This is a genomic window from Pseudomonas sputi, from assembly GCF_021603585.1.
GTDB lineage: Bacteria > Pseudomonadota > Gammaproteobacteria > Pseudomonadales > Pseudomonadaceae > Aquipseudomonas > Aquipseudomonas sputi.
In genome coordinates this window covers 386,975-412,936 of the sequence record NZ_BQHI01000001.1, presented here as the reverse complement: position 1 = coordinate 412,936, position 25,962 = coordinate 386,975, and the positions used below count along the sequence as shown (strand labels likewise).

General features: G+C 61.9%; 23 protein-coding genes. 15 read left to right on the top strand and 8 right to left on the bottom strand.

Going from position 1 to position 25,962, the window contains the following annotated elements; all coding sequences use genetic code 11:
* The first annotated feature begins 109 nt into the window (after positions 1-109).
* Positions 110-1,078 carry a 2-hydroxyacid dehydrogenase gene (locus L6D81_RS01950; RefSeq protein WP_236177689.1) on the top strand — a complete coding sequence of 323 codons (969 nt, stop codon included), beginning with the start codon at positions 110-112 and terminating at the stop codon, positions 1,076-1,078.
* On the opposite strand, the gene tssA is transcribed toward L6D81_RS01950, so the two are convergent.
* The 5 genes from tssA to L6D81_RS01925 are packed head-to-tail and all read right to left on the bottom strand — an operon-like array spanning position 1,075 to position 8,585.
* Positions 1,075-2,163 (bottom strand): type VI secretion system protein TssA, encoded by a 1,089-nt coding sequence (gene tssA / locus L6D81_RS01945; RefSeq protein WP_236177688.1) that lies wholly within the window; start codon positions 2,161-2,163, stop codon positions 1,075-1,077. The two genes, L6D81_RS01950 and tssA, sit on opposite strands and share 4 nt — an antisense overlap.
* Entirely contained in the window at positions 2,160-5,981 is a 3,822-nt protein-coding gene (locus L6D81_RS01940; RefSeq protein WP_236177687.1) for a type VI secretion system protein, read from the bottom strand. Before L6D81_RS01940 ends, tssA begins: the two co-directional genes overlap by 4 nt.
* Positions 5,978-6,742 carry a DotU/TssL family secretion system protein gene (locus L6D81_RS01935; protein ID WP_236177686.1) on the bottom strand — a complete coding sequence of 255 codons (765 nt, stop codon included), beginning with the start codon at positions 6,740-6,742 and terminating at the stop codon, positions 5,978-5,980. The genes L6D81_RS01940 and L6D81_RS01935 overlap by 4 nt, the downstream gene beginning before the upstream one ends.
* Positions 6,743-6,760: 18 nt before the next feature.
* A complete protein-coding gene (gene tssK / locus L6D81_RS01930) occupies positions 6,761-8,092 on the bottom strand; it encodes a type VI secretion system baseplate subunit TssK (RefSeq protein WP_236177685.1) in 1,332 nt (443 codons plus the stop codon).
* A gap of 46 nt (positions 8,093-8,138) precedes the next feature.
* Positions 8,139-8,585 (bottom strand): type VI secretion protein, encoded by a 447-nt coding sequence (locus tag L6D81_RS01925; protein WP_236177684.1) that lies wholly within the window; start codon positions 8,583-8,585, stop codon positions 8,139-8,141.
* A 228-nt stretch (positions 8,586-8,813) separates the two neighbouring features.
* On the opposite strand from L6D81_RS01925, the gene tssB reads away from it, so the two are divergent.
* The 12 genes from tssB to L6D81_RS01865 all read left to right on the top strand — a co-directional run bounded on the left by tssB (position 8,814) and on the right by L6D81_RS01865 (position 21,994).
* Positions 8,814-9,356 carry a type VI secretion system contractile sheath small subunit gene (tssB, locus tag L6D81_RS01920; RefSeq protein ID WP_236177683.1) on the top strand — a complete coding sequence of 181 codons (543 nt, stop codon included), beginning with the start codon at positions 8,814-8,816 and terminating at the stop codon, positions 9,354-9,356.
* 29 nt (positions 9,357-9,385) lie between these two features.
* A complete protein-coding gene (gene tssC, locus L6D81_RS01915; protein ID WP_236177682.1) occupies positions 9,386-10,870 on the top strand; it encodes a type VI secretion system contractile sheath large subunit in 1,485 nt (494 codons plus the stop codon).
* 76 nt (positions 10,871-10,946) lie between these two features.
* A complete protein-coding gene (locus tag L6D81_RS01910; RefSeq protein ID WP_236177681.1) occupies positions 10,947-11,444 on the top strand; it encodes an Hcp family type VI secretion system effector in 498 nt (165 codons plus the stop codon).
* A gap of 15 nt (positions 11,445-11,459) precedes the next feature.
* The gene (gene tssE, locus L6D81_RS01905) at positions 11,460-11,903 is read left to right on the top strand and encodes a type VI secretion system baseplate subunit TssE (protein ID WP_236177680.1); all 444 of its coding nucleotides are present in this window, start codon (positions 11,460-11,462) and stop codon (positions 11,901-11,903) included.
* Positions 11,887-13,680 (top strand): type VI secretion system baseplate subunit TssF, encoded by a 1,794-nt coding sequence (gene tssF / locus L6D81_RS01900; RefSeq protein WP_236177679.1) that lies wholly within the window; start codon positions 11,887-11,889, stop codon positions 13,678-13,680. The genes tssE and tssF overlap by 17 nt, the downstream gene beginning before the upstream one ends.
* A complete protein-coding gene (gene tssG, locus L6D81_RS01895; protein WP_236177678.1) occupies positions 13,644-14,669 on the top strand; it encodes a type VI secretion system baseplate subunit TssG in 1,026 nt (341 codons plus the stop codon). The genes tssF and tssG overlap by 37 nt, the downstream gene beginning before the upstream one ends.
* Before the next feature lies 1 nt (position 14,670).
* Positions 14,671-17,211, top strand: a complete 2,541-nt coding sequence (gene tssH, locus L6D81_RS01890) for a type VI secretion system ATPase TssH (protein ID WP_236177677.1) — start codon at positions 14,671-14,673, stop codon at positions 17,209-17,211.
* A gap of 73 nt (positions 17,212-17,284) precedes the next feature.
* Positions 17,285-18,256 (top strand): hypothetical protein, encoded by a 972-nt coding sequence (locus tag L6D81_RS01885; RefSeq protein ID WP_236177676.1) that lies wholly within the window; start codon positions 17,285-17,287, stop codon positions 18,254-18,256.
* A gap of 149 nt (positions 18,257-18,405) precedes the next feature.
* Positions 18,406-19,032, top strand: a complete 627-nt coding sequence (locus L6D81_RS01880) for a DNA/RNA non-specific endonuclease (RefSeq protein ID WP_007958878.1) — start codon at positions 18,406-18,408, stop codon at positions 19,030-19,032.
* Between the two features lie 7 nt (positions 19,033-19,039).
* On the top strand, positions 19,040-19,414 hold the full coding sequence (locus tag L6D81_RS01875) for a DUF4765 family protein (RefSeq protein WP_236177675.1): 375 nt from the start codon (positions 19,040-19,042) through the stop codon (positions 19,412-19,414).
* 15 nt (positions 19,415-19,429) lie between these two features.
* A complete protein-coding gene (locus tag L6D81_RS01870) occupies positions 19,430-21,439 on the top strand; it encodes a type VI secretion system Vgr family protein (RefSeq protein ID WP_236177674.1) in 2,010 nt (669 codons plus the stop codon).
* Positions 21,440-21,451: 12 nt separating this feature from the next.
* On the top strand, positions 21,452-21,994 hold the full coding sequence (locus L6D81_RS01865) for a toxin-antitoxin system YwqK family antitoxin (RefSeq protein WP_236177673.1): 543 nt from the start codon (positions 21,452-21,454) through the stop codon (positions 21,992-21,994).
* Position 21,995: 1 nt separating this feature from the next.
* Here L6D81_RS01865 and L6D81_RS01860 read toward each other — a convergent pair whose 3' ends face one another.
* Positions 21,996-22,391: a DUF4280 domain-containing protein gene (locus tag L6D81_RS01860; protein ID WP_236177672.1), complete on the bottom strand. Its 396-nt coding sequence runs from the start codon at positions 22,389-22,391 to the stop codon at positions 21,996-21,998.
* A 190-nt stretch (positions 22,392-22,581) separates the two neighbouring features.
* Between L6D81_RS01860 and L6D81_RS01855 the strand changes: the two genes are divergently transcribed.
* Together L6D81_RS01855 and L6D81_RS01850 are read left to right on the top strand one after the other, a co-directional pair.
* The gene (locus L6D81_RS01855; protein ID WP_236177671.1) at positions 22,582-23,649 is read left to right on the top strand and encodes a phosphotransferase family protein; all 1,068 of its coding nucleotides are present in this window, start codon (positions 22,582-22,584) and stop codon (positions 23,647-23,649) included.
* 38 nt (positions 23,650-23,687) lie between these two features.
* Complete coding sequence (locus L6D81_RS01850) at positions 23,688-24,455, top strand: SDR family oxidoreductase (RefSeq protein WP_064380507.1); 768 nt, start codon at positions 23,688-23,690, stop codon at positions 24,453-24,455.
* A gap of 44 nt (positions 24,456-24,499) precedes the next feature.
* Here the strand turns inward: L6D81_RS01850 and L6D81_RS01845 are convergent, their stop codons facing one another.
* On the bottom strand, positions 24,500-25,153 hold the full coding sequence (locus L6D81_RS01845; protein ID WP_236177670.1) for a trimeric intracellular cation channel family protein: 654 nt from the start codon (positions 25,151-25,153) through the stop codon (positions 24,500-24,502).
* On the bottom strand, positions 25,138-25,359 hold the full coding sequence (locus tag L6D81_RS01840) for a hypothetical protein (protein WP_236177669.1): 222 nt from the start codon (positions 25,357-25,359) through the stop codon (positions 25,138-25,140). The genes L6D81_RS01845 and L6D81_RS01840 overlap by 16 nt, the downstream gene beginning before the upstream one ends.
* Positions 25,360-25,962 lie beyond the last annotated feature (603 nt).

The window sequence follows — 25,962 nt, the reverse complement described above, 5'->3', positions numbered from 1 at the left end:
TCCTACACTGCCTGATGCGGGGCCGTGCCAACCATTGCCAATGCGCTCTGGAATCAGCACTCTGAACCGACTTTTGCGCCCGAAGACCGACGATCACAGGAGCCGAGCAATGCCCGCCACCGTTCTGGTACTGGTTGAAACCATCAATGACTATTTACCGATTCTCGAACGACAGGGTTTTCACCTGATTCTCGCGCCGACCCCTGCCGAACGCGCGCAAGCCATCGCCACCCACGGGGCGCGGATCGACGCGGTGCTGACCCGTGGCCCGCTGGGTTTATACGCTGAAGAGATCGCCGCATTACCCGCGCTGAAAATCATCTGCGTGATCGGCGCCGGTTACGAACAGGTCGACCTGCAAGCCGCCAGCGACCGGGGCCTGACCGTGACCAACGGTGCCGGGGTCAACGCTTCGTCGGTGGCTGACCACGCCATGGCCATGTTGCTGGCGCTGGTGCGTGACATACCGCGCTGTGATGCCGCCGTGCGTCGGGGCGAGTGGCCGAAGATCATGCGCCCGTCGCTGGCCGCCAAGCGCCTGGGGATTCTCGGATTGGGCGCGGTCGGGATGGCGATTGCCAAGCGCGCAAGCCTGGGCTTCGACATGGAGATCAGTTACCACAACCGTCAGGTGCGCAGTGACGTGCCCTACGCCTTCTGCTCGACGCCGACCGAACTGGCCCGGGCCTCTGACTTTCTGGTGGTCGCCACGCCTGGCGGCATCGGCAGCCAGCATCTGGTGACCCGCCCGGTGCTCGATGCCCTGGGACCCAACGGTTTTATCGTCAATATTGCCCGCGCCAGCGTGATCGCAACCGCTGACCTGATCAGCGCTCTGGAACAGCGGCGAATCGCAGGTGCAGCGCTGGACGTATTCGACCACGAGCCGCAAGTGCCCGATGCGCTGAAAAACCTCAGCAATGTGCTTCTTACCCCTCACGTCGCCGGCCTGTCTCCGGAAGCCACCCAAGGCACCGTTGAGCTGGTGGGCAAAAATCTGGTGGCGTTCTTCTCCGGCCAACCGGTACTGACGCCGCTCCAACTACCGCCGAAACTGAACAACCAGCGCGTGCACTAAAGCACGCCGAGCAAGGTCCACAGACGCCGGGATTCGGCGTCTGCCGAAATCAGCTCGCCAAGCAACTCGCTCAGCGGCTTGTTGCCCCACTCGACGCCGCGCCGGATCAGATACGGCACCGGGCTGTGGGGTTCGGTGCGGGCCAGGTACTCGGCGATCAACAGCAATTGCCGATAAGCCTCTTCGCGACTGGCCGGTTCGCGCTGCACTGGCGCGGCTTCGGGCGTGACCTTGACTGACGCGTCAACCGGCGAGACCGCGTCCGGCGCAGGCGTCGGTGCCGACAATGGCTGTTGTGGGTGCATGGCGATGAACTCCTGAATCAGTGTCAGCAACGCTTGAAGGGTGTCCTGCAACGGCCCGAGCCCAGGCCCCTGATCCCCCAGATAAGCATCGCACCAGGCATCCAGCCGCTGCAGATGTTGCAGGCTCAGCAGCAGATTGCCTTGATGGCGCAGCCAGAAAGCCATGGGCGTGGCCCGCACCTGCTCGATGAGTTTCTTGTGTTCGCTGCGCGCGCTTTCGGCCGATGCCTTGGCGCCTTTGGAGTCGTTGGCCTGCACCTGCTGCACCTGAATCCGTCGCCAGGTTTCGAGGGTGTAACCCTCAAAATCGCTGTTATTGGCTCCGAATAAAGGCACCCGGGTCAGCAGCACTTCGCTGTAGCGACGCACCAGCCACTCCAGCGGAATCGTCCGCCACGACGGGTCACCGTCGTCGGCCTGCGGGTGCAACTGTTCGGGATAGCGCTCACACAGGCCGGCGATCAGCGCCAGACTGCCCGGCAGTCCATCGAGTCCCTGCAGATGCAGCCAGGCCTCGCCCAGCCACGCGCTGAGCATCAGGTCCTTGCTGCGTTCGAGCAATAACGTGGTGGTCAGCCGCTCGACTTCCGGCCAGTTGGCCCGTTTCAGGGTCGACTGCCAGACGCCGGTGGGCAGACTCGCGTCGTCCTCGCGGCGCAGGTCGCGCAACAGGTCGTACTCACGTTCGTAGCGCAGGTCCGCCCCACAGGGCGCGTCGTCGCTGATGGGCGCGAGCAGCTGATCGATCAGGTCCGGCAACGGGGTCGAGGGCAGGCTCACAGATCCTCCTTCTTTGATTCAAGGGCGGCGGTGGTGCCGGTCACCTGAAACGGTGAACGCGGCGCGCGGGTCGGCAACGGCGGAATCGACAACGGCAGTTTCGAGCCCTGACTCATCAGCGAAACGCGCACGAACATCCGGGTGAATTCGCTGGTGACGCTGTCGTTCTGAGCAGTGACCGGCAGGCGCAGGCTCAGCGGAAAATCGGTGTAATCCATGCTCGGCTGACGCTGTACCGAAAAGTGCGCGCGCATCAGGCGCAGCAGTGACCAAGGCCCGCCATACTCCCAACCGGCCTCCAGATCGCGCACCACCAGGTTCGGTTGCAGCGGATCGTTGACCGGACGCTCCTTGCCGTTGCGCGCCCAGCGCAGGGTCAGGCGAATCGGCTGACCGGGCATCCAGCGCAGGTTCGGTTGATCGGCGGCGGGATAACTGATCTGCTGATTGCCGGCCTGCAGGCCCCAGGCGATCACCTGATCGGCCCCCTTCTCTTCTTCACGATCGGTGCGCCAGCGCACGTCCAGTTCAACGCCGAGAATGCCGCTCTTGTCGCGCACGAACAGTGGGGTCAGCCAGACGCTGGCCTGCTTCACCCGGTTGAGAAAGTCTTCCGCCGCCAGCCGCTCCGGTGTCTGACTCAGGACCAGGCCGGCCTGGGCCACCGGCAAGCGCTTGTCGATGATGTCCAGAAAGTGCCGGACCCGCGCCGGGTCAGCATCCTGAGCCTGCACGCCGTTGGCAAACGGAAAGCGCTCGGCCAGGTACTGATTGAAATAGCCGGCCAGCTCGTTCCACGCGGCAGCCGCCTGTTGCTGTTGCAAAAACTGGCAGCGTTGCAGGGCCGACTGTTGCAGCTCCACCGCGCGCATCGCCAGGGTGCCACGCCCGCCGGTCACATTGGCCGTCTGCAACATCTGCACGCAGGAACCGGTGTCCATTTCAATGAAATCACGACTGACCAGTTGTTCGATCTGCGCCGGTGAACTGGCAGGGTTCGAGTCCTTGTACTTGAGCAAGTCCTCGTTGAGCGCGCTGAATTGGGTCACACGCTCGTAATCGAGCGCCGACAGACTGCCCTGCTGGGTCTTCAGCCATTCCAGGGCCGGGGCACGACGCTCGATGATGCCGAGCATGGTGTTGAATTGCTGCTTGAGACTCAGCTTCAGCTCCTGCACGTCGCTGGCGCCATAGAGTTGCAAACCGAGGTTTTTCGATCCGTCCCACTGGCTGATTTCCGTACGGCCTCCGAACAACGGCTGCTCGGTAATCTCATTCAGACCGCCGACAATCTGCGCCATGGCGCGGCGGTTCAACGCGCCCTGCAAAAGCGCCGCCAGATCGGCACGATGCACCTCGACAAAAGCCTTTTGCAGGTTCATCGCCTGCACGGCCTGCACGTTGAACACCTCATAGGGATGAGTCCGGTCATCGTGATCCTTGAGACTCAACCACATCGCCTGCGCGGCGGCGGTTTCGGCCGCTTTCAGCAGTGCTTCGCGATAATCCGGCGGAATGCGCGGCAGCTCTTCGGCGACATAGCTCTTGTAACTGGCGAAATAATTCAGTGACTCATTAAGGTCATCACCATCCACCGTCTGGCCTTGCCGGTTGACGCTGTCCTGGCTCGCCCGTAGCGCAATCGAGACGAAGTCACGCTTGAACAGCGCGTGCACGGCATTGTCGAGCTTGACCACCTGGTCCTGCAGCGCCAGCTGGCCGCTGCCCTGCTGCACCAGCAGATTGCCCCGCGCGCCCACTTGAGCGATCCATTGATCGCGAAAACTCTGCTGCAATTTACCGGCCTGCGCATCGAGCTGCTGTTCGACCGCAGGTCCCAGCAATGAACTCTTGCGCACCTTGTCGAGAAACTCGCGATACCCCGGCACCAATTCCTGGCCCTTGCCGCGACTCCAGGTCGAGTTGGTCAGGGCAATCGCCGCTTGCAGGTCATCGATCAGTGCACGCAGGTCTTCCAGCTCGGGCAGGTTGTTGCCACTTCCGGCTTCAAGCCGTTCCAGGTGCAGTTTGAGGTAACCGGCCTTGCTGACGAAGTTGTCGGCCAGAAAATACTGATCGAGCCAGCGCTCCATCAGCCCGGTGAAATGGCTCACGATCAGCGGCCGTTCAACACTCAGATCCAGCGCCTGCAAGTCTCCGCCATCATTGGCCGCGAGCAGCCGGTTGTAGTAGGCGGCGTGGGGCAAAGTCGCGGCATTGAGGTTGAGCGACAGCGCGCTGTTGCTCAGTTGCGCCAGGTCTTCCAGCGGCGCTCGCTGATTGTTCTGCACTTGGGCGAACAACTGGTTCTGCTGTTCAAGCCGCAAGGCTCGCTCCACCAGATCTGTGGCCTTCTGGTAATTCTGCCACTGCGCCGGGTCTTCGCTTTCGACGCTCGCGCGCCGGTCGGTGGCGCGGATTGCCTTGATTTTCGCCAGTTCCGCGACCAGCAGATCGTGCAGTGGTTGCAGCATGTGGCGTTGGGTCGATCTGAACACTTCCTGCTCGAGTCGCACGTCCAGCGAGGACAACCACGACGTCGGAAAAACCAGCGAAACGTAGTGCCAGTGCGGCGCCCGCTCCAGCACTCGCCAGAAGTTCTGCACGTTGCGCCGGGTCGGCTCGACCCGATGCTCGTCGTCGATGACTGCCACGTAATTCTTCTGCGCGCCTTGCAGCAGCCGCGCCAGTTCGTGGGCGTCCTTGACCGACGCCTGCCAGACCCAGACCATCGCCACCGCCCACACCACGCCGACCACCAGCGCTACCCCGGCGGTCACTCGCTGCCAGCGCTGACGCAGGCGCAACAGGCGCGGCACGCCCTGGGCCAGTCCTCGCTCGCCGACTATCCGCTGGCGCCACAACTGACGGACAAACGCACTTTGCTGCAAGCCGCTGTCATCGGCAGAAAAACCGTCCAGCGCATCCTCGGCCGGCTGATTGGCCGTCAGGTAAACGCCTCGAAAACACGGTGCCTCGCCCTGAGCATTGCCTTGAAACACCGGTTCCAGCACGGTCTGCAAACCACGACGCAGCGTTTCCAGACGCTCCGGCAAGGCATACAGATCCGCACTCAAATGACCGGACAAGGTGCCGATTTCGATCACGGCTTCCGCCACCGCGCGGTGCAACCGATTCAGCGCCTGATCGCTCCATTGCCCCTGCCACACCGCATCGCGGGCATAGGGCGACGACCAGCCCAGGGTGCGCTCGCGGGCCTCTTCCGGCAAGGCGCTGATCAGCTCCTGAAATCCCGGCAGTTCTTCCAGCCCGGTGATGACCACGTACACCGGCAGGCTCAGACCAAAGCGCTGCAACAGATCGATGAAGCGCCGACGCGCCGCCAGCCCCAGTTGCGTGGCCTGTTCCAGATGGCTCAACCGATTGACCGGCACGGTCCAGATCACTCCGTCCAGCGGCCGCTTGCTGCGCAGGCGCAGGATCAGCCCGAGCAGGCGCCACCAGCCGCCGCGTTGCAGGTGCATGCCGTCTTCCGGCAGAAACAGCGCCTGGGGCACCACCAGCACCGCGCCTTCGGAGTCCGACCACCAGCGGCCGAACCACGCCGGTTTGTCGGTGGGTTGCAGACGCCACTGAGTGGCAAGTTGCGCGCCCTGGGTTTCATCGCCGAGCATCAGCAGCCACGGCATCTGATAACGGTCGTGGGCGCCCTGCTCCTGTTCCATGTGTCGCACCGCGGCGTAGAAACTGCGGATCGCCGCGCCGCTCCGGGTGCGCAACCACCACACTGCCACCGCGATGATCACCAGCAGCAAAAGAATGGCGACCACCCAGGCCACGATCGTCAGGGTACTCATGAGTCTTGCTCCGGCACCGTCAGGGTGTCGGGTGCCTGCAGCACCGGCTCCAGTTCCTGACGGATGTCACGCCACAGAAACTGCCCGAGCCCGGTCAGCAGCAGCATCATCGCCAGAATGCCCAGCGCCAGGCGAAAGCCGTCGGGCAACGCCGTGCGCAGCGGCAACTGCAAGGGTGTCGCCAGCGAAGGCTGTACCAGACGCTGGCTGACACCGGCGTAATCGGCCTCGTCCTGCCAGGCAAACGTGAACAGGGCCCGCCGCCACTTTTCCCGTTGTACCTGGCCCTGCTCACCGCGCAAACGTCCCTGGAAACCGAGGATCAGGCACTGCAAATAGACGTTGGCCAGATCGCGGGTGGTGGGCTGTTGTTCATCGAGCAGGGTCTGGATCGCCGCCGGCACTTGCTCGCCGGCCTGACGGCTGGAATACAGTCGCGACTCCAGGGGCTTTTCCTGCCAGGCGCTCTGGCCCGGCCACGGGCTGAACAGCAAGGTTTCATCGACCAGCGCGACGAAGGCATACACCAGCGCCTTGACCTGTTCGGTCGCCGAATCGCCCACCCGGGCAAACGCCGTGCGCCACAACCGTTGCGAAGCCTGGGTCGAGAGTTCGACCACGGTTTCGACCAGCGCCGCCTCGTCCTCGCTGTCCTTGGACAACTGGCTCCAGTCCTGCGACCACTGCTGCCACGCCTGACGGAACGCACTGCTCAGCGGAGCGTCCTGCAATCCGAGGCTGGCGGCACTTCCTTGCGACATACGACGTTCCTTGTGTGATCAGGCACGTTCACTGTTCTGGGCGACAAACAGCACCACTTGCCACGGACTGCTGGTCAGCTTGGTAGCCGGCGCGGCGATCATCAGCGGCAGTTGCGCGTCGAACCAGCTGCCTTCGGCGGTCACCACGAACAGCCGGGTGTCGTCGCCGACGCTGTAGGCCACCTGCTCGCTGCGGCTCATGGCCTGATGCGTCAGACCGCTCATGCGCTGACGGCTGAGCAACGCAATGTGCGGCGCCGAAGCGATGATCGCGCCCCGCAGCCATTCGCCGGCCGCCTGCTCGCTGGCACCGTTGGGCATGCGCAGGCCGATGACCAGACGCTGACTCGGTTGCTCGTCCGGCAACTGAATGGAAAAACTCTGCTCGCTGCGCTCGAACGCGATGCTGCGGTAACCGGCGCGGATCAGTTCCAGGGTGTTTTCCAGCCAGTCGAGCAGCGGTTCATAACCGCGCTGCAATTCGAGAAAATCCAGCGGCGCGAACGCCGGCACGCCCGCCAGCGGATCGAGCGCCGACCATGCGCCAGCCAGTCCCAGCAGTTGCACATAAATGCTTTGCGGATGAGCGACACGACTGATCAACGCCCCTTCCACTTCAGGCAACCGGGCCCACAACGCGGTCATCTGCCGACGAATCTCCAGCGCGTCGTCCTGATTGCCGGCCTGCTGCGCCTGGCGCAATCGCCCGCCGAGGAACAGGCACTTCTCCCGCGCCCGGGCGCAGAGCCCGGCCACCCGCCGACCCAATGGCGACTCCGGCAGCAGGACCGGTGTCGGCGGCGTGTACGGCAACGGCAGGAAACCGCCGCCCTCCTTGCGAATTTTCAGCAGCGGCAGGCAGATCGAATCGGCTTTGTTCAGTTGCGTACACAGCCGTGGATTGGGGCGCCACACCGTAATCGATTCGGGGAATTCACCGCTGGTAAGATCCGGCAATGCCTCGCCGACCACCGATTGCAGACGTCCCTTGAGCGGGAGCAACTGGCCGGCGCGCCACAACGGACTGATCGCCAGATAGACCGTCACCGTCGCATCGTTCGTGGCGTCGATCGCGGCAGCGACGTCCAGCTCCAGCGTCGGATCGACGCCGACTTGCAGATTGACCGGCAGGCCGTCCGGCATCGTCCCTTGCAACGACAGCACGCGCACCACCCCGGCGCTCATCGCCGACGGGTCGAACTCCATGTGGCTGACACCGAAAAACCACGGGTTGCACGCCTGGGCCAGATGCGCACCCAGCGCCTCGGCCCGCAGGCCCTGCAACTGAAAATGCTGTGGCAGCAATTGCATGCCTTCATGCCAGCAGACCGCGTCAGGTAGCAGACTCATACGACTCCCTTCGACTGCACCGCGAACCGGCGGCGGACGGTGTGTTTCAGTTTTCCTTGCTGACCAGGCTCATCTCGCGACTGTCGAACTTGAGCCATGCGTCGCTCTGATCGTCCAGCCGCAGGCGGTGCGCTCCGGGAGTTTTATAGCTGGCGAAGACCAAAAGTCCAGCCGCCCGCTTGCCCCCCAGAGGGAACGGCTGGCGGTCGATGAATTGCCCCGGTACCAGCTCCAGCCCCCACACGCTCATCAGTTGACGATAGTCGCGTTGATACTGCTCGCGCTCGGCAAACCACTGGCGGGCAGTGATGCCCGACAGTTGCTTGAGCAGATCCGGATCGTTGACCGCGATGAAGTCCACGGCGATCGGAGTGTCGTCATTGGCCTTGGGAGCGACGTCGAGGGTCAGGCTGTCGAGATCGACTTTCGGCCCGAAAAACGAACAGCCGGCGAGCAGCGCAAACCCGATCGTTAGAAAAAGTCGTGCAGACAAAATGAATTTTCCTTTTCGCCAGTCAGTCCAAAAAAGCTTTTCGCTTGCATTTTTATAGACCTGTTCTAGCGTCTTGGGTAGTTCGGTTCCTACAGCCGAATGAGGAAGGTTTGTCAAAGGAACGACAGGTCATCTGCCACCCTTTCTAACCTGTGGTCCAGCAAGGGAAAGCGATGAACGGGCCTCCCCGATGCATTGCGCCCGCCCATCGCATCGGAGTCCGCCGACATGGCAGAAAGTACCCAGCACAAGCTCGACCGGGTTCGCCCGCCCCGCGTGCAAATCACCTACGACGTCGAAATCGGCAACGCCATCGAGAAAAAGGAACTGCCGCTGGTGGTCGGCATCCTGGCCGATCTCTCGGGCAAACCACTCGAGCCGTTGCCAAAACTGAATGAACGGCGCTTCACCGAAATCGACCGCGACAACTTCAACGACGTCCTCGCCTCCATCGCCCCCCGCGCCACGCTGCAAGTCAACAACACCCTCAGCGGGGACGACAGCAAGCTCAACATCGAACTCAACTTCAAGCACATCGACGACTTCGACCCGGTCAAGGTGGTGGAGCAAGTCACACCGCTGCGGCGCCTGTTCGAAGCCCGCCAACGTCTGCGCGACCTGCTGACCAAACTCGACGGCAATGACGATCTGGACAAGCTGCTGCGCGACGTCATCGCCAACACCGAAGGCTTGCAAGAGATCAAGTCGGCCCGCCCGGACACCGCTGTCCCGGCCGCTGATGCCGAAGCTCCGGCCGAACCGCAAGCCTGATCGTCCACCTGACCGAGGAAGAATTCGCCATGCCCGCCGCCGCCCAGAATCAAGCCAGCGAAAATGCTGCTGCCGAGACTTTATCCCTGCTCGATCGAATCATCGCCGAGGGCCGCATGGCCCATGACGACAGTCAGCAGGACTACGCCCGCGACATGCTCGCGGAATTCGCCACCCAGGTGCTCGACGAAGGCATGGCCATCGACAAGGACACCGTGGCGATGATCAACGACCGCATCAGCCAGATCGACGAGCTGATCAGCGCTCAGCTCAACGAAGTGCTGCATCACCCGGACCTGCAAAAACTCGAAGCGTCCTGGCGTGGCCTGCACATGCTGGTGCAAAACACCGAAACCAGCACCCGGCTGAAACTGCGTCTGCTCAACGTGACCCAGAAGGAGCTGCAGAACGATCTGGAAAAAGCCGTCGAGTTCGACCAGAGCGCGCTGTTCAAAAAGATCTACGAAGAAGAATACGGCACCTTCGGTGGCCATCCGTACAGCCTTTTGGTCGGTGATTACACCTTCGGCCGCCACCCGCAGGACATCGGCCTGCTGGAGAAACTGTCGAACGTCGCCGCCGCTGCCCACGCGCCGTTTATTGCCGCCGCCAGTCCGCGTCTGTTCGACATGAACAGCTTCACCGAGCTGGCCGTGCCGCGTGACCTGTCGAAGGTGTTCGAAAGCCAGGAGTTGATCAAGTGGCGCTCGTTCCGCGAAAGCGAAGATTCGCGCTACGTCTCGCTGGTGCTGCCGCACTTCCTGCTGCGCCTGCCTTACGGCCCGGACACTTCGCCGGTGGAAGGCATCAACTATGTCGAAGACACCAACGGCACCGACCACAGCAAATACCTGTGGGGCAATGCCGCGTGGGCGCTGTCGCAACGCATCACCGAAGCCTTTGCCAAATACGGCTGGTGCGCGGCAATCCGTGGTGCTGAAGGTGGCGGCGCCGTGGAAGGTTTGCCGGCGCATACCTTCCGCACCAGCTCCGGAGATCTGTCGCTGAAGTGTCCGACCGAAGTGGCGATCACCGACCGCCGCGAGAAGGAGCTCAACGACCTCGGCTTCATCGCCCTGTGCCACAAGAAAAACAGCGACATCGCGGTGTTCTTCGGTGGCCAGACCACCAACAAATCCAAGGTCTACAACACCAACGAGGCCAACGCCAACGCACGGATCTCGGCGATGCTGCCCTATGTGCTCGCCGCCTCGCGCTTCGCCCACTACCTGAAGGTGATCATGCGCGACAAGGTCGGCAGTTTCATGACCCGCGACAACGTGCAGACCTACCTCAACAACTGGATCGCCGACTACGTGCTGATCAACGACAACGCGCCACAGGAGATCAAGGCGCAATACCCGTTGCGTGAAGCCCGGGTGGACGTCACCGAAGTCGCCGGCAAGCCCGGTGCCTATCGCGCGACAGTGTTCCTGCGGCCGCACTTCCAGCTCGAAGAGCTGACTGCGTCGATCCGCCTGGTCGCGACCCTGCCGCCACCGGTCGCCGCCTGACCCGTACACGCCCGCAGGGTTCCTTGCGGGCGTTTCCCTGTTTGCCTGGCACGACACCTTTCAGGAGTTTCAAGCGATGGATGCAATCATTCTCGACCTCGGCGGCGACATCAAAGGCGACAGCCTGCTCGAGGGCTACAAGGACAAGATCGAAGTCATGTCTTTCAGCCACAACGTGGCGATGCAGGTGACCAACGACGTCAGCAACTCGGAGCGCACCTCCGGTCGGCCGCACATCGGTGAATTTACCCTGACCAAATTCATCGACAGTTCGACCCCCTCGCTCAACGAGTATTGCTGCGCCGGCAAGCCGATCCCGGAAGCCAAGATCACCATCGGTCGCAACGCCGCCGAAGGCAGCGGGCAGATCATGCCGTTCATCATTTACACCCTGACCAACGTGGTGATCTCCAACGTCAGCGTCAGTGGCGGCACCGGTGGCAAGCCGGTAGAGACGCTGTCCCTGAACTTCACCAAGATCAAATGGGAACTCACCGCGCAGAAAGACGACGGCACCAAGGAAGGCACCGCCGGCACGGTCTGGGACCTGGCCGCGAACAAGGCCAGCAAGTAACCGGACGCAACGGCCATGGCAGGCACGGGGATGCTCCCGCCGCTGTTCGAACGCCTCGCGTGCAGCGAGGCGGACGGCGTGCAGGTGTTCGATCGCCAGGACCTGCTCGATTCGGTGCACACCGAACTGGCGCGCCTGTTCAACACCCGCCGTGGCCCGCGCGCCCTGACCTCCCCGCCCAGCGTCATCGACTACGGCATCGCCGACTGGAGCGCCCTGCAACAACAGCGCAGCGATGACCGGCGTCGGCTGGCGCGGGACATTCGCGAAGCCATCACCCATTTCGAACCGCGCCTGCTGCTGGGCGAGGTTCAGGTCAATCCCCTGCCCGAGCACCCGCAGCGCCTGAGCATTCGCCTGCTCGGCGAATTGCACAGCGGTTCGCAGCACTGGCCGGTGGCCTTTGTCATCGAGCCCGGCAACGAAGGGCTGGAGGTGCGCCATGAGCGACTCGATTGACCCGCAACTGCTCGACTACTACCAGCGCGAACTGACCTGGCTGCGTCACGCCGGCAGCCAGTTTGCCGAGCGCTATCCGAAAGTCGCGCGGCGCCTGGAGCTGTCCCCCGGCGAATGCCCCGACCCGCATGTCGAACGCTTGCTGGAAGGTTTCGCCCTGCTCGCCGCACGTCTGCAACGACGACTGGATGATGACTACGCCGAGTTCAGTGATGCGCTGCTCGAACAGCTTTATCCTCTGGCCATGCGCCCCTTGCCGTCCTGCGCCATCGTCCAGTTCGAGCCGGATCCGAGCAAAGGTAACCTCGACGGCGGCTATTCCCTGCCCCGGGACACGCCGTTGTTCGTCACCACCGGCAAGGGCGAAAGCATTCACTTTCGCACCAGTGCCGCCGTGCGCTTGTGGCCGATCGAAGTCAGCGAAGCCTTGTTCCTCGGTAGCGATGAAGCCCAGGCGCTGACAGGTGTGGCGCAGTCCCGTTCGGCGCTGCGCCTGAGCCTGAGTTGCCTCGGCGACAGCCAATGGTCCGAACTGGGTATCGAACAGCTGCGTATCCACCTGGCCGCATCACCGGTGATCAACGCCAGCCTCTATGACCTGCTCGGCGCTCACGCGGTGCAGGTACTGGCCGGCTCACCGGGGAGCATTCCCGTCAGCGTGAAAGGCCTGCCGAAGATCGTCGGTTTCGCCGACGACGAGGTACTGCTGCCGGACGAAGACGGCGTGCATCCGGGCATGCGCCTGCTGGCCGAGTACTTCGCATTCCCGGACAAATTCCACTTCTTTGATCTGCCCCTGTCCGGCGTTTCGAGCGACAGCCAGACGCTGTATCTGTACGTCGTTTTCGACCGGGCCCCGGCGGGTCGCCTGCACTTGCAGGCCAGCGATATCGCACTGGGCTGCGCGCCGGTGATCAACCTGTTCCCGCGGACCTCGGAGCCGCTGCGCCCGGACGGAACCCGCAGCGAGTATCGACTGGTCGCCGACAGCCACCGGGAAAACAGCGTCGAGATCCACAGCATCCGCAGCCTGCGCGCCAGCTCCGCCAGCGGCGTACAAAGACTGCCGGCGTATTACGGCAGCCAGCACAGCAGCGGTGACCGGCAACGTTACTGGCATGCGCGACGGGTCAACGGGCAGACGCCGAACCGGCTCGGCAGCGACCTTCTGGTCAGCGTCGTCGACACCCGTCTCGAACCGCAGACCGACCTGCCCGATTACAGCCTGACCGCCGAACTGCTGTGCACCAATCGGCATCTGGCCCAGAGCCTGCCTGCCGGCACACCACTGGGTTTCGAACGACCAGGCCCGGTGGCGTGGGTCCGCCTGCGCAATCCACCGAGCCCACAGAGCCTGCCGCGTCTGGACGGTGATTCGCGCTGGCGGCTGGTGTCGCAATTGACCCTCAATCATCTGTCGCTGGTCGAAGGACCGCAGGCGCTGGATGCACTGAAGGAAATCCTGACCCTGCATAACCTGCGCGATGAGGCCAGCGCCCTGCGCCAGATCGAAGGATTGTCGAGCCTCGGTTGCGAACGGGTGATCGGCCATGTCGGCGCCGACGCCTGGCGCGGTTGGCGCAATGGGCTTGAAGTGCAACTGCAGCTCGATCCACAGCATTTCGTCGGCAGCAGCGCCGTGCTGTTTTCGGCGGTGCTCGCGCAATTCTTTTCGGTGTACGCCACGGCCAATCGCTTTGTGCGCACGGTACTCATGCAGGCAGACAAGGAGGTCAAGGCATGGCAACCCCAAGCCGGCATGCCCCTGTCGCTCTGACCCTGAGCCAGCGCCTGCGCCGCGATCCGCAGGCGTTCGAATGGTTGCAGGCGTTGCTGTTGCTGGAGCGCGAACAGCCGCAGGCGGACAGTCTTGGTACAGGTTCATCGCCACAGGCCGAAGCGCTGAAGTTGCGCGGGCCGCTGACGCCGGTGTTCGCCGCCAGTCAGATCGAGCGCCTGGAGGAAAAACCCGGTGAACCGCTGACCCTGAACACGCCGATGTTCGGTCTCGGCGGCCCCGACGGTCCGTTGCCTTACGCCTATCAGGAATGGCTGCAACAACGGGCGCGGGCCAAGGATCACGCGCCCGCCGAGTTCCTCGATCTGTTCCAGCATCGGTTGCTCAGCCTGCTGTACAAGGTGCTGCGCAAACACCGGATCGCCCTCGGATTTACCACCCCGGGGGCCTCACCGGTGCAGGCGCAATTGCGGGCGCTGACCGGGTTGTTGCCCAGGTCCCTGCAAGAGCGCCAGGCGATTCCCGACTGCGCCGTTCTGGCCTGCACGGCGTTGTACGCCGATCGCCGCCGCTCGTTGGCAGGGTTCGCGGCGATTGTCCGCGAGCAATTTTGCGTGCCGGTGGAACTCAGTGCCTATGCAGGGGCCTGGCGCGAGATCCCTCGGGCCAGCCGCAGCGTCATGAAGGCTGGCGGACGCAATTTGCAACTCGGACGCACGGCCGTCGCCGGTACTCGCGTCTGGGACGAACACGCCGGTATTCGCCTGACGCTCGGGCCCTTGTCTTCGGCGCAGGCCGGACGTTTTCTGCCGGACGGCGAAGCGCATCCGGCACTGGCGAGCCTCGCAGCGTTGTATTTCGGTCCGGATCTGGACGTGAAACTGGTGCTGCTGGTGCGCGGTGCCGGGCCCCTGCAACTCGACCGACAAACCCCGGCCCTGCTCAGCTGGAACGGTGGCCTGCAACGGCAGAGCAGCCTGGCCGTGCAACGGATCGAAACCCGCTTGCGTCAGTTGGAGATCACCTGACATGGAACTGGCCAGCCTGATCGGACGCCTCAACCCGGATAACCGCCGCGCCCTCGAGCGTGCCGCGCAACGGTGTTTGCAGCGCGGGCATCACTTTGTCGAGATCGAGCATCTGTTGCTGGAGTTGCTGGAGATCGAGGGTGGCGATTTTGCCTTTCTGCTGCCGCGTTTCGGACTGGAACGAGATGCACTGACGGCGGAGATCAACAAGGCGCTGGAGCTGTTCAAGGCTGGCAGCACGCGCACACCGGCGTTGTCTTCGCACACGTTGGGGTTGCTGGAGGACGCGGTGGTGCAGGCCAGTGTGCTGGGCGTCGACAACATTCGTTCCGGGCTGCTTTTATTGGCGCTGATTGATCGCGACGAGCGCCGCAGCCTGCTGCTCAACAGTGCATCGTCATTGCTGCGGATTCCAAAAGAAGCCCTGCGTTCAAACCTGCTGGAGTGGACGGAAAACTCCCGCGAACACGTTGGCCCGCGTTCTGTGTCTTCTGCAAATCCAGCGCCACGGCAGGACTCGGTACTCGATCAATACACCCAGGATCTGACCGCCGACGCTCACGCCGGACGCATCGACCCGATCGTCGGTCGCGATGGCGAAATCCGTCAGTGCATCGACATTCTTTTAAGACGCCGGCAGAACAACCCGATTCTCGTCGGCGCACCCGGCGTAGGCAAAACCGCCGTGGTCGAAGGCCTGGCGCTGCGCATCGCCGCCGGGGATGTGCCGCCGTCGTTGCAGGAAGTCAGTCTGCGGGTGCTCGACCTCGGTTTGCTGCAGGCCGGGGCCGGGGTCAAAGGTGAATTCGAACAGCGGCTCAAAGGGGTGATCGACGCGGTTCGCAGCGCCGACAAGCCGATCATCCTGTTCATCGACGAGGCACACACCCTGATCGGCGCTGGCGGTGCCGAAGGTGGCAGCGATGCGGCCAACTTGCTCAAACCCGCGCTGGCCCGGGGCGAACTGCGCACGTTGGCCGCGACGACCTGGATGGAATACAAAAAATATTTCGAGAAAGACCCGGCCCTCGCCCGCCGCTTTCAGCTTGTGCAGGTCGAGGAACCGGACGAAATCACCGCCGTGGAAATGCTCCGTGGCGTCGCCGCCAAACTCGAACAGCACCACGGCGTGCAGGTGCTGGATGCGGCAATCCACGAAGCGGTGAAACTCTCGCACCGCTACATCTCTGGCCGCCAGTTGCCGGACAAAGCCATCAGCGTCCTTGACACCGCCTGCGCTCGGGTCGCCCTCGGCCAGCACGACGTGCCGCCACCGCTGGAGAGCCTGCGCCACCGTCAGCAAAGCCTCAAAGAAGAAGTCGAGCGCCTGCGCCGCGAACAGGCCACGGGGCTGGATCACCGCGAGCGCATTACCCTGCTGGAAAGCGAATCGAAGACCAATGTCCAGGCCATTCGCGAACTGGAAACCCGCTGGAGCGAAGAGCGCGTCGCCGTGCGCGAACTGCTCGACACCCGCCGCGAGTTACTGACGTTGAGCGAAAGCGCCGACAGTGACAGGCCCGACGAAGCCACCGACAACCGCATCGATCATCTGGCCGCCGAACTTATGCGCCTGGAAGCCGGGCTCGATGCGATCCGCCAGGACGATCCGCTGGTGCCTGAACAGGTCGACGGCAAAACCGTCGCCGCCGTGATCGCCGGCTGGACCGGTATCCCCGTCGGCAAAATGCTCGCCGACGAAGCCCATGCCGTGCGTACCCTCGGCACCCGCATGGGCCAGCGGGTGATGGGCCAAAGCACCGCGCTCAACACCATCGCCCAGCGTTTGCAGGCCTACCGTGCAGGTCTGACCGATCCGCAAAAACCGGTCGGCGTGTTCCTGCTGGTCGGCCCCACCGGCGTTGGCAAAACCGAAACCGCGTATGCGCTGGCCGACGCGCTGTACGGCGGTGAGCGCAACCTGATCAGCATCAACCTCTCGGAATATCAGGAAGCCCACACCGTCAGCCAGCTCAAGGGCGCTCCGCCCGGTTACGTTGGTTACGGCAGTGGCGGCGTGCTCACCGAAGCGGTGCGGCGCAAACCGTATTCGGTGGTGTTGCTGGATGAAATCGAGAAGGCGCATCCGGATGTGCTCGAAGCGTTTTACAACGTGTTCGACAAAGGCTTGATGGAAGACGGGACCGGGTTGGTGGTCGACTTCAAGAACACCGTGATGCTCGCCACCAGCAACGTTGGTGCTGAACTGTTGCTCGATACGCCCGTCACCCAGATCGGTTCCGAAGCCTTCAACGAGGCGCTGCACAAAGTCCTGTTGCAAGCTTTCCGCCCGGCCTTTCTGGCGCGCATGACGGTGGTGGCGTATCGCCCGCTGGATGAGCAGACGCTGGAAGGCATCGTGCTGGCGAAGCTGGAGAAACTGCGCGGCCGCTACAAAGCGGCGACCGGCAAACCGTTCGAGTTCGATGCGGGCATCGTCAAAGCCGTGCTCGCCAAATGCAGCGCGGCAGGCGCGCGGGATGTCGAGAACGTATTGATGACACAGGTGACAGGAAAGTTGGCCGAGTGGGTGCTGGAATAGTGAAACGCTATTAGCCAGTAACCGCATTGCAGGCACAGTTTTTTACTGATGCCAGAGAGAAGGCGACACGCGCATGGAGCTGAGCAACCAATACGATCTGGCCAAGATCTCAATCATTCTGGGCTCGCTCGCCAGCGGGCAAAACTGGGTCACCCATGCTTATGAGCAATCCAAGGCTTTTGATATCCAGGAAGTGCAGTGCGCGTTCTTTCAGGGTGAGGAGCGTCTTTTCATTGCAGCAAACCCACGTGAGCACACGGGTGTCCTCAATATGCTCAATCGTTGCGGCGTCACCAATCTCAGCAGCCTGATGCAACTCTTGTATAAAGCGCACAAGATTTTCAGTGCACCGAGTGTGACCTTGCACTCGCTGGGTATGGCGTACTTTTACTCGGCCCAGGATCGAGACGGCTACAGTGCCGTCCACACCGTCAATGCATCATTCAACCCCGCCCCCCTGACCGCAGAACAAACGACCAAGATCAAAAAAATTGTCGATATTGAAACAAAGCTGCCAAAAGACATCGAGGCTCCGCATGCCTGGCTGTATAAAAAACTGGCGGGCAAAAGCATTGATCCCAAGAAACTGAACACCACCACCGGCAGCCTTCACCTTGTGACTTCGTTAGCCAGCATCGGTACGCAAACCGTCAACGTGATCGAAAACAATGAAGAGAACGTTCACGCTGAATTGGCGCTGCTCAAATTTTTTACGAAGGGCATGGTCGAGGGTCATTTTTCAAAGAGCAAAATCTTCCTCGGTGGCAAAAAAGCCGCCTGTGAGAATTGCCAGAAATGGATTGATAACTACAAGAAGATTCTCGTGAACGGCGCCTCACTTCATACCCCGGAAGATGCCCGCCCATCGACTACCGCGACCGATTCCACCTGCCCTTCAGAGTTCATACCAGCCCTCGTGGCGCCTGAAGGCTGCAAAGTCGACACCGCTGATCCTCGTTTTAATCTGCTGTTCAGCGGCAGCAGAGTGGATGCAGTCACCTGGCCTGCGCCCGTTGTCGCCGTGCCCGTGGCCGTCGGGGCGTAACGGACGACAGGAAATTAAGGATTTAAGGGGACAAGGATTCAAGGGGACATATTTATTTATGCGAAACAGATAAATCCGTCCCCTTCAGGAGAGCAGCAAGCCTATTGATAAATTTTCAAGATTGCAGGCCTTTAACGGGACTAACGCCAATGCCATTGAATCCGGAATACAAATCCACCACTGTCAACGTAAACGGTAGCAACGTCACGGTGCCTCTTTATGCAAAGGCAACTTTGACATCGACCAACATGACCGGCGGCTCGGGCCCGGATCAGTCCTTGCGACCACCGGGATTCGTGTCCGGTACTTGCCCGGAACATCATCAACGAGGGCATCTGATTGGAAACAAGCTGGGCGGCAGCGGAACCGATCTTCGGAATCTGGTAACACTGACCGAAGGTAGCAACCATCCAATCATGTATGAGTACGAAGCCATGGTTTACGAGTACGTGAAGAAGAATCCCGGGATCGAGTTTGTGTATCAAGTCACCGCACAGTACGACACCTCGCGCTACTTGGTTGCGCAAGTTGCACCCGGTGGTTCGACATCCGGGGCTGCCAACAATCCTTACTGCCCGCTTCCCTGCCCGGAATCTTTACGAATCGACTTTTTCTACGCAGAAGCACCTGGAAAGTTGAATTACCCATTGATATATCGGGTTTTGACGGAGCATGGTGAAGGCTGGAACACTGGACCGCTCTATATTCTCAACGGCGTGTACAAGTTTCACGAAGGTAGCCCGAAACATGTCGCCCAAGGCTGCTGGGCATCGTGAGGTGACTATGAGCTTCGATATTTTCCCGACACTCGAACACGAGATAAGGCTGAGCCCTCCTGAGCGCGCGGTCACACTGATCGCTGCCTGCAATACCAATGAAATCGGCCGGTTCAATGTTCGTGAAACCGTCTATCAAACACTCATTGGCTCCAGACCCGAACAACGGAAAACTCAGTCCTGGATGTTTACCTCCAGTGTGATCCGCGCACAGACGGACAGCCGTGATCGGGTCATGGTGTTTGTCAGCGTCAAGAAAAAATATTTGAAAAAAGTATCTGACTCACTCAATGGATGGAGCTGCCCCCACGGGACGCCAATGCAGGTCATCAAAGTTCAACATGGCATCGCATCCTCACAACTTGTTTTTGCGAATTCCTGATCGGAGGCAATGCGGATGCCCCGTTCCACCGACAGCAACACTACGCTCTCCCTCACCGCCACCTCGCTGTCGGCGCTTTATCCTGAGTCACTCTCCGGTGAGGAAGCCCTGAACACCCTCGGCGTTCAAACCCTCAACGGATTGAACGACGGTACCTCGCTCACCCTCACCAGCGCCATCGCCACCCACGTCACCACCACCCTGCACAACGACGCGCAACTGCGCCCCTTCGACGCACTGGTGGCCGAGATCCGCCAGCTCCCGGCCGACGCCACCGCCGAGCGCTATCAACTTTTATTAAGACCGTGGCTCTGGTGGCTGTCTCTGGCCAGCAACAACCGCGTGTTCCAGAACCTCGCCACTTCGGACATCGTCACCACGATCTTCAAGGCCCACGGTTTCACCGATTTCAAACTCTCGCTGACCGGCAGTTACACCCCACGCGAATACTGCGTGCAGTACGGCGAAACCGATTTCGCCTTCGTCTCGCGACTGCTGGAAGAAGAAGGCATTTTCTGGTTTTTCACCCACGAGGACGGCAAGCACACACTGGTGCTGGGTGACAGCAACGACGCCTTCGTGCAGATCCCCAACGGGCCGAAGGTCAAGTATCTGGGCCAGCAAATGGGCGGGCGCGAGCTGCACGGCATCCGTTCGGGCCAGGTGTGCCTGCAAGCCGTGGCCGGGGTGTACAAGGCAACGGATTACGAGTTCACGACGCCGACCACTTCGCTCTTCGGCCAGGCCGAGGCCGTGGCCGGGCCGCGATCGATCTATGAGCATCCCGGCGGCTACAACGCCAAGGCTCGCGGCGATGCCTTGACCAAACAACGGGTCGACGGGCTGCGCAGTGAAGAGAAGCGTTTTGTTGGCGAAAGCGACTGTCGCTGGCTGATTCCGGGGCACTGGTTCACCCTCGACGGCCACGAAGATGCGACCCTGAACATCGATTGGGTCGTCACTCGGGTCACCCACGACGCCAGCCACGAAAGCTATCGCAACCGCTTCGAAGCGATCCCCAAGGCCACGCCATTTCGTCCGCAACGCCTCACGCCGAAACCGCGCATGCATCCACAAACCGCCGTCGTGGTCGGCAAGTCCGGCGAAGAAATCTGGACCGACGAATACGGCCGGATCAAGTTGCAGTTCCCTTGGGATCGCGATGGCAAAAATGACGAAACCAGTTCCTGCTGGGTACGCGTCGTGCTGCCATGGAGTGGCAAGGGTTTCGGCATGCAGTTTGTGCCGCGTATCGGTCAGGAAGTCATTGTGACGTTTATCGACGGTGATCCGGACCGGCCGCTGGTCACCGGTTGCGTGTACAACGGCGACAACGCCCTGCCCTATGCCTTGCCGGCGAACCAGACCCAGTCGGGGATCAAGACTCAATCGTCCAAGGGCGGCGGCGGGTTCAACGAGCTGCGTTTCGAGGACAAGAACGATGCCGAGGAAGTGTTCCTGCAGGCGCAGAAAGACCTGAAGATCAACGTGCTCAACGACACCACCGCCACGGTCGGCCACGACGAAACCCTGACCGTACAAAACGCCCGCACCCGCACGGTCAAGGACGGCGATGAAACCGTCACGCTGGAGAAAGGCAAACGCAGCGTCACGATCCAGACCGGCAGCGACAGCCTCGATGTGAAGGACAGCCGCACCGTCAAGGTCGGCGCCGACCAGAACCACAGCACCGGCGGCAACTACACCGACAAGGTCACCGGCGATTACAGCCTGACGGTGGACGGCAACCTGACGATCAAGGTCAGCGGCACCCTTACCCTGCAAAGCGGCGGCAGCTTCACGATCAAGAGCGGCGCGGATCTGGCCACTTCGGCCAGCACGTCGATCACCCAGAAGGCCGGCACCGCCATAACCAATCAGGCCGGGACTTCGCTGGACAACAAGGCCGGAACCACGCTGACCAACGACGCGGGGATCAGCCTGACCAACAAGGGCGCGGCCTCACAGACCGTGGACGGCGGCGGCATGCTGACCATCAAGGGCGGGCTGGTGCAGGTCAACTGACAAGGAGAAACCATGGCGATCACACCGCTGGATTGGCAGCAGGATGAAAAACACCTCAAGGGCCGCCTGCAGGACGGCCAGCTCGACGGCCCGTTGAACATCAAGGATGACGGTCGCCCGCAGGCGGACCTGAATTACAGCCAGGGCGAATTGCAGGGCACGTCCCTGCTCTATCACCCCAACGGCAAGGTTTCGGCGCAGATGCCGTTCGTGCGCAACAAACTGCAAGGCATCGCCAGTTTCTACGCGCCTGAGGGTGGGTTGCAGCGTAAGGCCACCTACCGGCGCGGGCTGTTGCATGGCGAGGCGTTCAATTACTTTCCCGACGGGCAAGTGGCGGAAGCCGAGTTCTATCGCGATGGCGTGCGTGAAGGGCGTTATCAGCGCTTTCATCCCAACGGCAAACCGGCGGTGGATGCGCGTTATCTGAATGGGCAGTTGATGGAACCCGAACAGGGATTTGCCGAGGACGGGCGGCCGCTGGATGCCGATGGCAAGCCGATTTCCCGGGTGCGCTGGTGGTTTCGCAAGTGGACGGATCCGGCGCAGGCCTGATTCAGGGAATCAACATCTGCATCTGCCCCGGCATCACGATCTTGATCACCCCCGCCCAGTTGCACATCAACGTACTGTTGGCATCGATCGCCGGCATCCCGCCCAGCAGCAGGGTCGGCGCACCGCCGGGGATCCACGGCGTGGCGGTGGCGGGAATGCAGGGCATCGGCGTCAGTACGCCCAATGCCGCAGCCGTGGCAGCGGCGACCATCGGGTTGGCCAGGCTCATGCACATACCGAACGTGGTGACGTTGACCAGCGGAATGTGATCCATGATGTTCGCCGCCGGCATCCCGCCGGTCAGCGTGCGGTTGACCGGCAGCACGTTGAGCACCGCCGGCGCGGCGCCGAAACTGCATTGCAGGGTGGCGCTGGCACAGACTTGCGGGCAGCCCATTTCAAAGCTCCTTTGTGAACAAGGCATACGCGCTAAACCTTAGTCGCCAGCGGCCCGACGCGCACATTCCCAAAGGTGATTATCGTCCAACACGCTAACCTATAAGACCGAACCGCGCTTGTGACGACCCGAGCGCGCCATTAGATTAGCCAATGATGTCTGGCCTCCAAAATAAGCAGAAGGGATAAGCATGGCGCTTACTGACCAGTCCACCCGTATCCGCTCTGGCGAAGAACTCGATGCCAGCCTGATCGATCCGTACCTCAAGGCGCACATTCCGGGCCTGACCGGCACGCCGCAGATCAGCCAGTTTCCCGGCGGTGCGTCGAACCTGACCTACCTGCTCGAATACCCGGACCAGGAATTCGTTTTGCGTCGTCCGCCGTTCGGCCACAAGGCCAAATCGGCCCACGACATGGGCCGCGAATTCCGCATCCTCAACCAGTTGCGCGACGGCTTCCCGTACTGCCCGAAAGCCTACGTGCACTGTACCGACGCATCGGTGATCGGCGCCGAGTTCTACGTGATGGAACGGGTCAAGGGGATCATCCTGCGCTCTGACCTGCCACCGGAGCTGGGCCTGGATTCAGCAAAGACCGAGGCGCTGTGCAAGAGCTTCATCGACCGCTTCGTCGAGCTGCACCGGGTCGATTACAACGCCTGCGGTCTGGGCGATCTGGGCAAACCGCAAGGCTACGTCGCCCGCCAGATCAAAGGCTGGAGCGAGCGTTACGAAAAAGCCCTGACCCCGGACGCACCGCACTGGGAACAGGTCAAAGCCTGGCTCAACGACAAGATGCCGGCCGATCACCCGACCTCCAGCATCGTCCACAACGACTACCGCTTCGACAACGTCATCCTCGACCCGAACAACCCGATGCAGATCATCGGTGTGCTCGACTGGGAACTGACCACCCTCGGCGATCCACTGATGGACCTGGGCAACACCCTCGCCTACTGGATCCAGGCCGACGACCCGGCACCGGTACAACTGATGCGCCGCCAGCCAAGCCACGCGCCGGGCATGCTGACCCGCCGCGAATTCGTCGACTACTACGCCGAGCGCTCGGGCATCCAGATCGACAATTTCGACTTCTACTACACCTACGGCCTGTTCCGCCTGGCCGGCATCGTGCAGCAGATCTACTACCGCTTCTTCCATGGCCAGACCCAGGACAAACGCTTCGCGCAGTTCATTCACATGAACAAACTGCTGGAGCAGATGAGCCTTCAGGTCATTGCCAAATCCAGCCTCTGATGACGGCGTTATAACAAGGCTTACTACAAGGGAATCCCATGTCCAAGACTCAGTTGTTCGACCTCGACGGCAAGATCGCTTTCGTCTCCGGCGCCAGCCGCGGCATCGGTGAAGCCATCGCCAAACTGCTGGCCCAGCAAGGTGCCCACGTCATCGTTTCGAGCCGCAAACTTGAAGGCTGCCAACATGTGGCCGACGCCATCATCGCCGCCGGCGGCAAGGCCACCGCCATTGCCTGCCACATCGGCGAAATGGAACAAATCAGCCAGGTCTTCGCCGGCATCAAGGAACAGTTCGGGCGCCTGGACATCCTGGTCAACAACGCCGCGACCAACCCACAGTTCTGCAACGTGCTGGACACCGACCTCGGCGCCTTCCAGAAAACCGTCGACGTGAACATCCGCGGCTACTTCTTCATGTCGGTGGAAGCCGGCAAGCTGATGCGCGAAAACGGCGGCGGCAGCATCATCAACGTGGCGTCGATCAACGGCATCTCGCCGGGGATCTTCCAGGGTATCTACTCGGTGACCAAAGCCGCGGTGATCAACATGACCAAAGTCTTCGCCAAGGAATGCGCCCAGTTCGGCATCCGCTGCAACGCCCTGCTACCGGGCCTGACCGACACCAAATTCGCCTCGGCGCTGGTGAAGAACGACGCGATCCTGAAACAGGCCCTGACACAGATCCCGCTCAAACGCGTGGCCGACCCGAGCGAAATGGCCGGCGCCGTGCTGTACCTGGCGAGCGATGCCTCGAGCTACACCACCGGCGTGTCGCTGAACGTGGACGGCGGTTTCCTGTCCTGATCCGTTTCTGACGCAAAACTAAAGGCAGCCCTGGGCTGCCTTTTTCATACCTCCAGAACCTTCGGCAACTGCCAGCCGAAATGCACCGACAACAACCGCAACGACAGACACGCCGCGCCCGCCAGCAACGCGGCCGCCACCGGCGGCACACCCAGCCTGCGTCCGACAATCAATACCGCAGCCCCGACAAACGCCGAGCTGGCATACAAATCCGCCTGCAACACCACCGGCACCCGCGCCAGCACAATGTCACGCAGCACCCCGCCACCGACCCCGGTGATGGTGCCCATCAACATGGCCACAAACGGCGAGATCCCGAAATTCAACGCCTTTTGCGCCCCGGCCACGGCAAACAACGCCAACCCCGCCGCGTCCAGCACGATCAGCGTCGAACCGGACCAACCCAGCACCCACTCATGAAAAACAAACGCCACCCCGCCCATGGCAAATGCCAGCGCCGGATAGCGCCAGTCCGCCACTGCCTTGGGCGGCGTGGCACCGATCAGCAGATCACGGGTCACCCCACCGCCCAGTGCGACGATGAACGCAATCACCATCACCCCGAGCAGATCGAGCTGACTGCGCATCGCCGCAATCGCGCCTTCAACCGCAAACACCGCTGTGCCGACCAGATCGGCCACCAGCACAGTCCACTCGACCCGCGCCTTCAACGGCGCCCGGCTTATTGAGTGACGCAACGGGTCTTGGTGATGTGTCGAGTCACTTGCCCGTCGGCATAGGCATCACCGGCGACCTCGGTATTTTCCATGACCTGACACGTGCGCTCAGGTGGCGGAGGCGGTGCTGCCGGCGGAGGGGGTGGAGGACTGGCGCAACCACTGAGCAGCACCAGACCGAAAGCCGACAGCAGCGAAGAACCCACGCGTTTCCCAGGATTGTTCATAGGATGACCCGCGATCAAAGGAAGAAAACTCCCGTCGCCGAGCAGGACAACGCCCGGCCATGGAAACCGAACCACTCATTCCTTATAGACCAGTGGGGGGTGAGTGCCAGTGAAATGGTGGGATTGGGGGGAATTGGCTGTCGATTTTCTGAATGAGTCAACTAATCCATCGCCACCGCCGACAAGCCATCACTCACAGGTGAACGTCGGATTGGGACGCAGAGCGTCCCGGGCTGCATTCCCACGCGGAGCGTGGGAACGATCAAAATCGACCCTACGCTCCTCGCTCCTCACCACTCACCACGATGAGCGTTAGCTCGAGTACCGCTTTTGACGTGCTGGCCCCGTCGGCAGGCTGAGTGGAGGGATTGATCCGGGGTGGGAGCGCAGCGACCGTTTGGCGAAGCCAAACACATCGAGAGGAGGTGCAGCGAAGCAAACCGTAGGCGATGCCCCCGGATCAATCCCGGAGCGAAGGAACACCGAGCCAAAGCGAGGGGCCGAACGCCGGGGCCCAGCCTTTTGGTTCCTTTTTGCTGGGCCGGCATTCCGGCGTTTGAAAAAGGGACTCGCCGTAAGGGCGAAACCGCCAGAGGCAACACC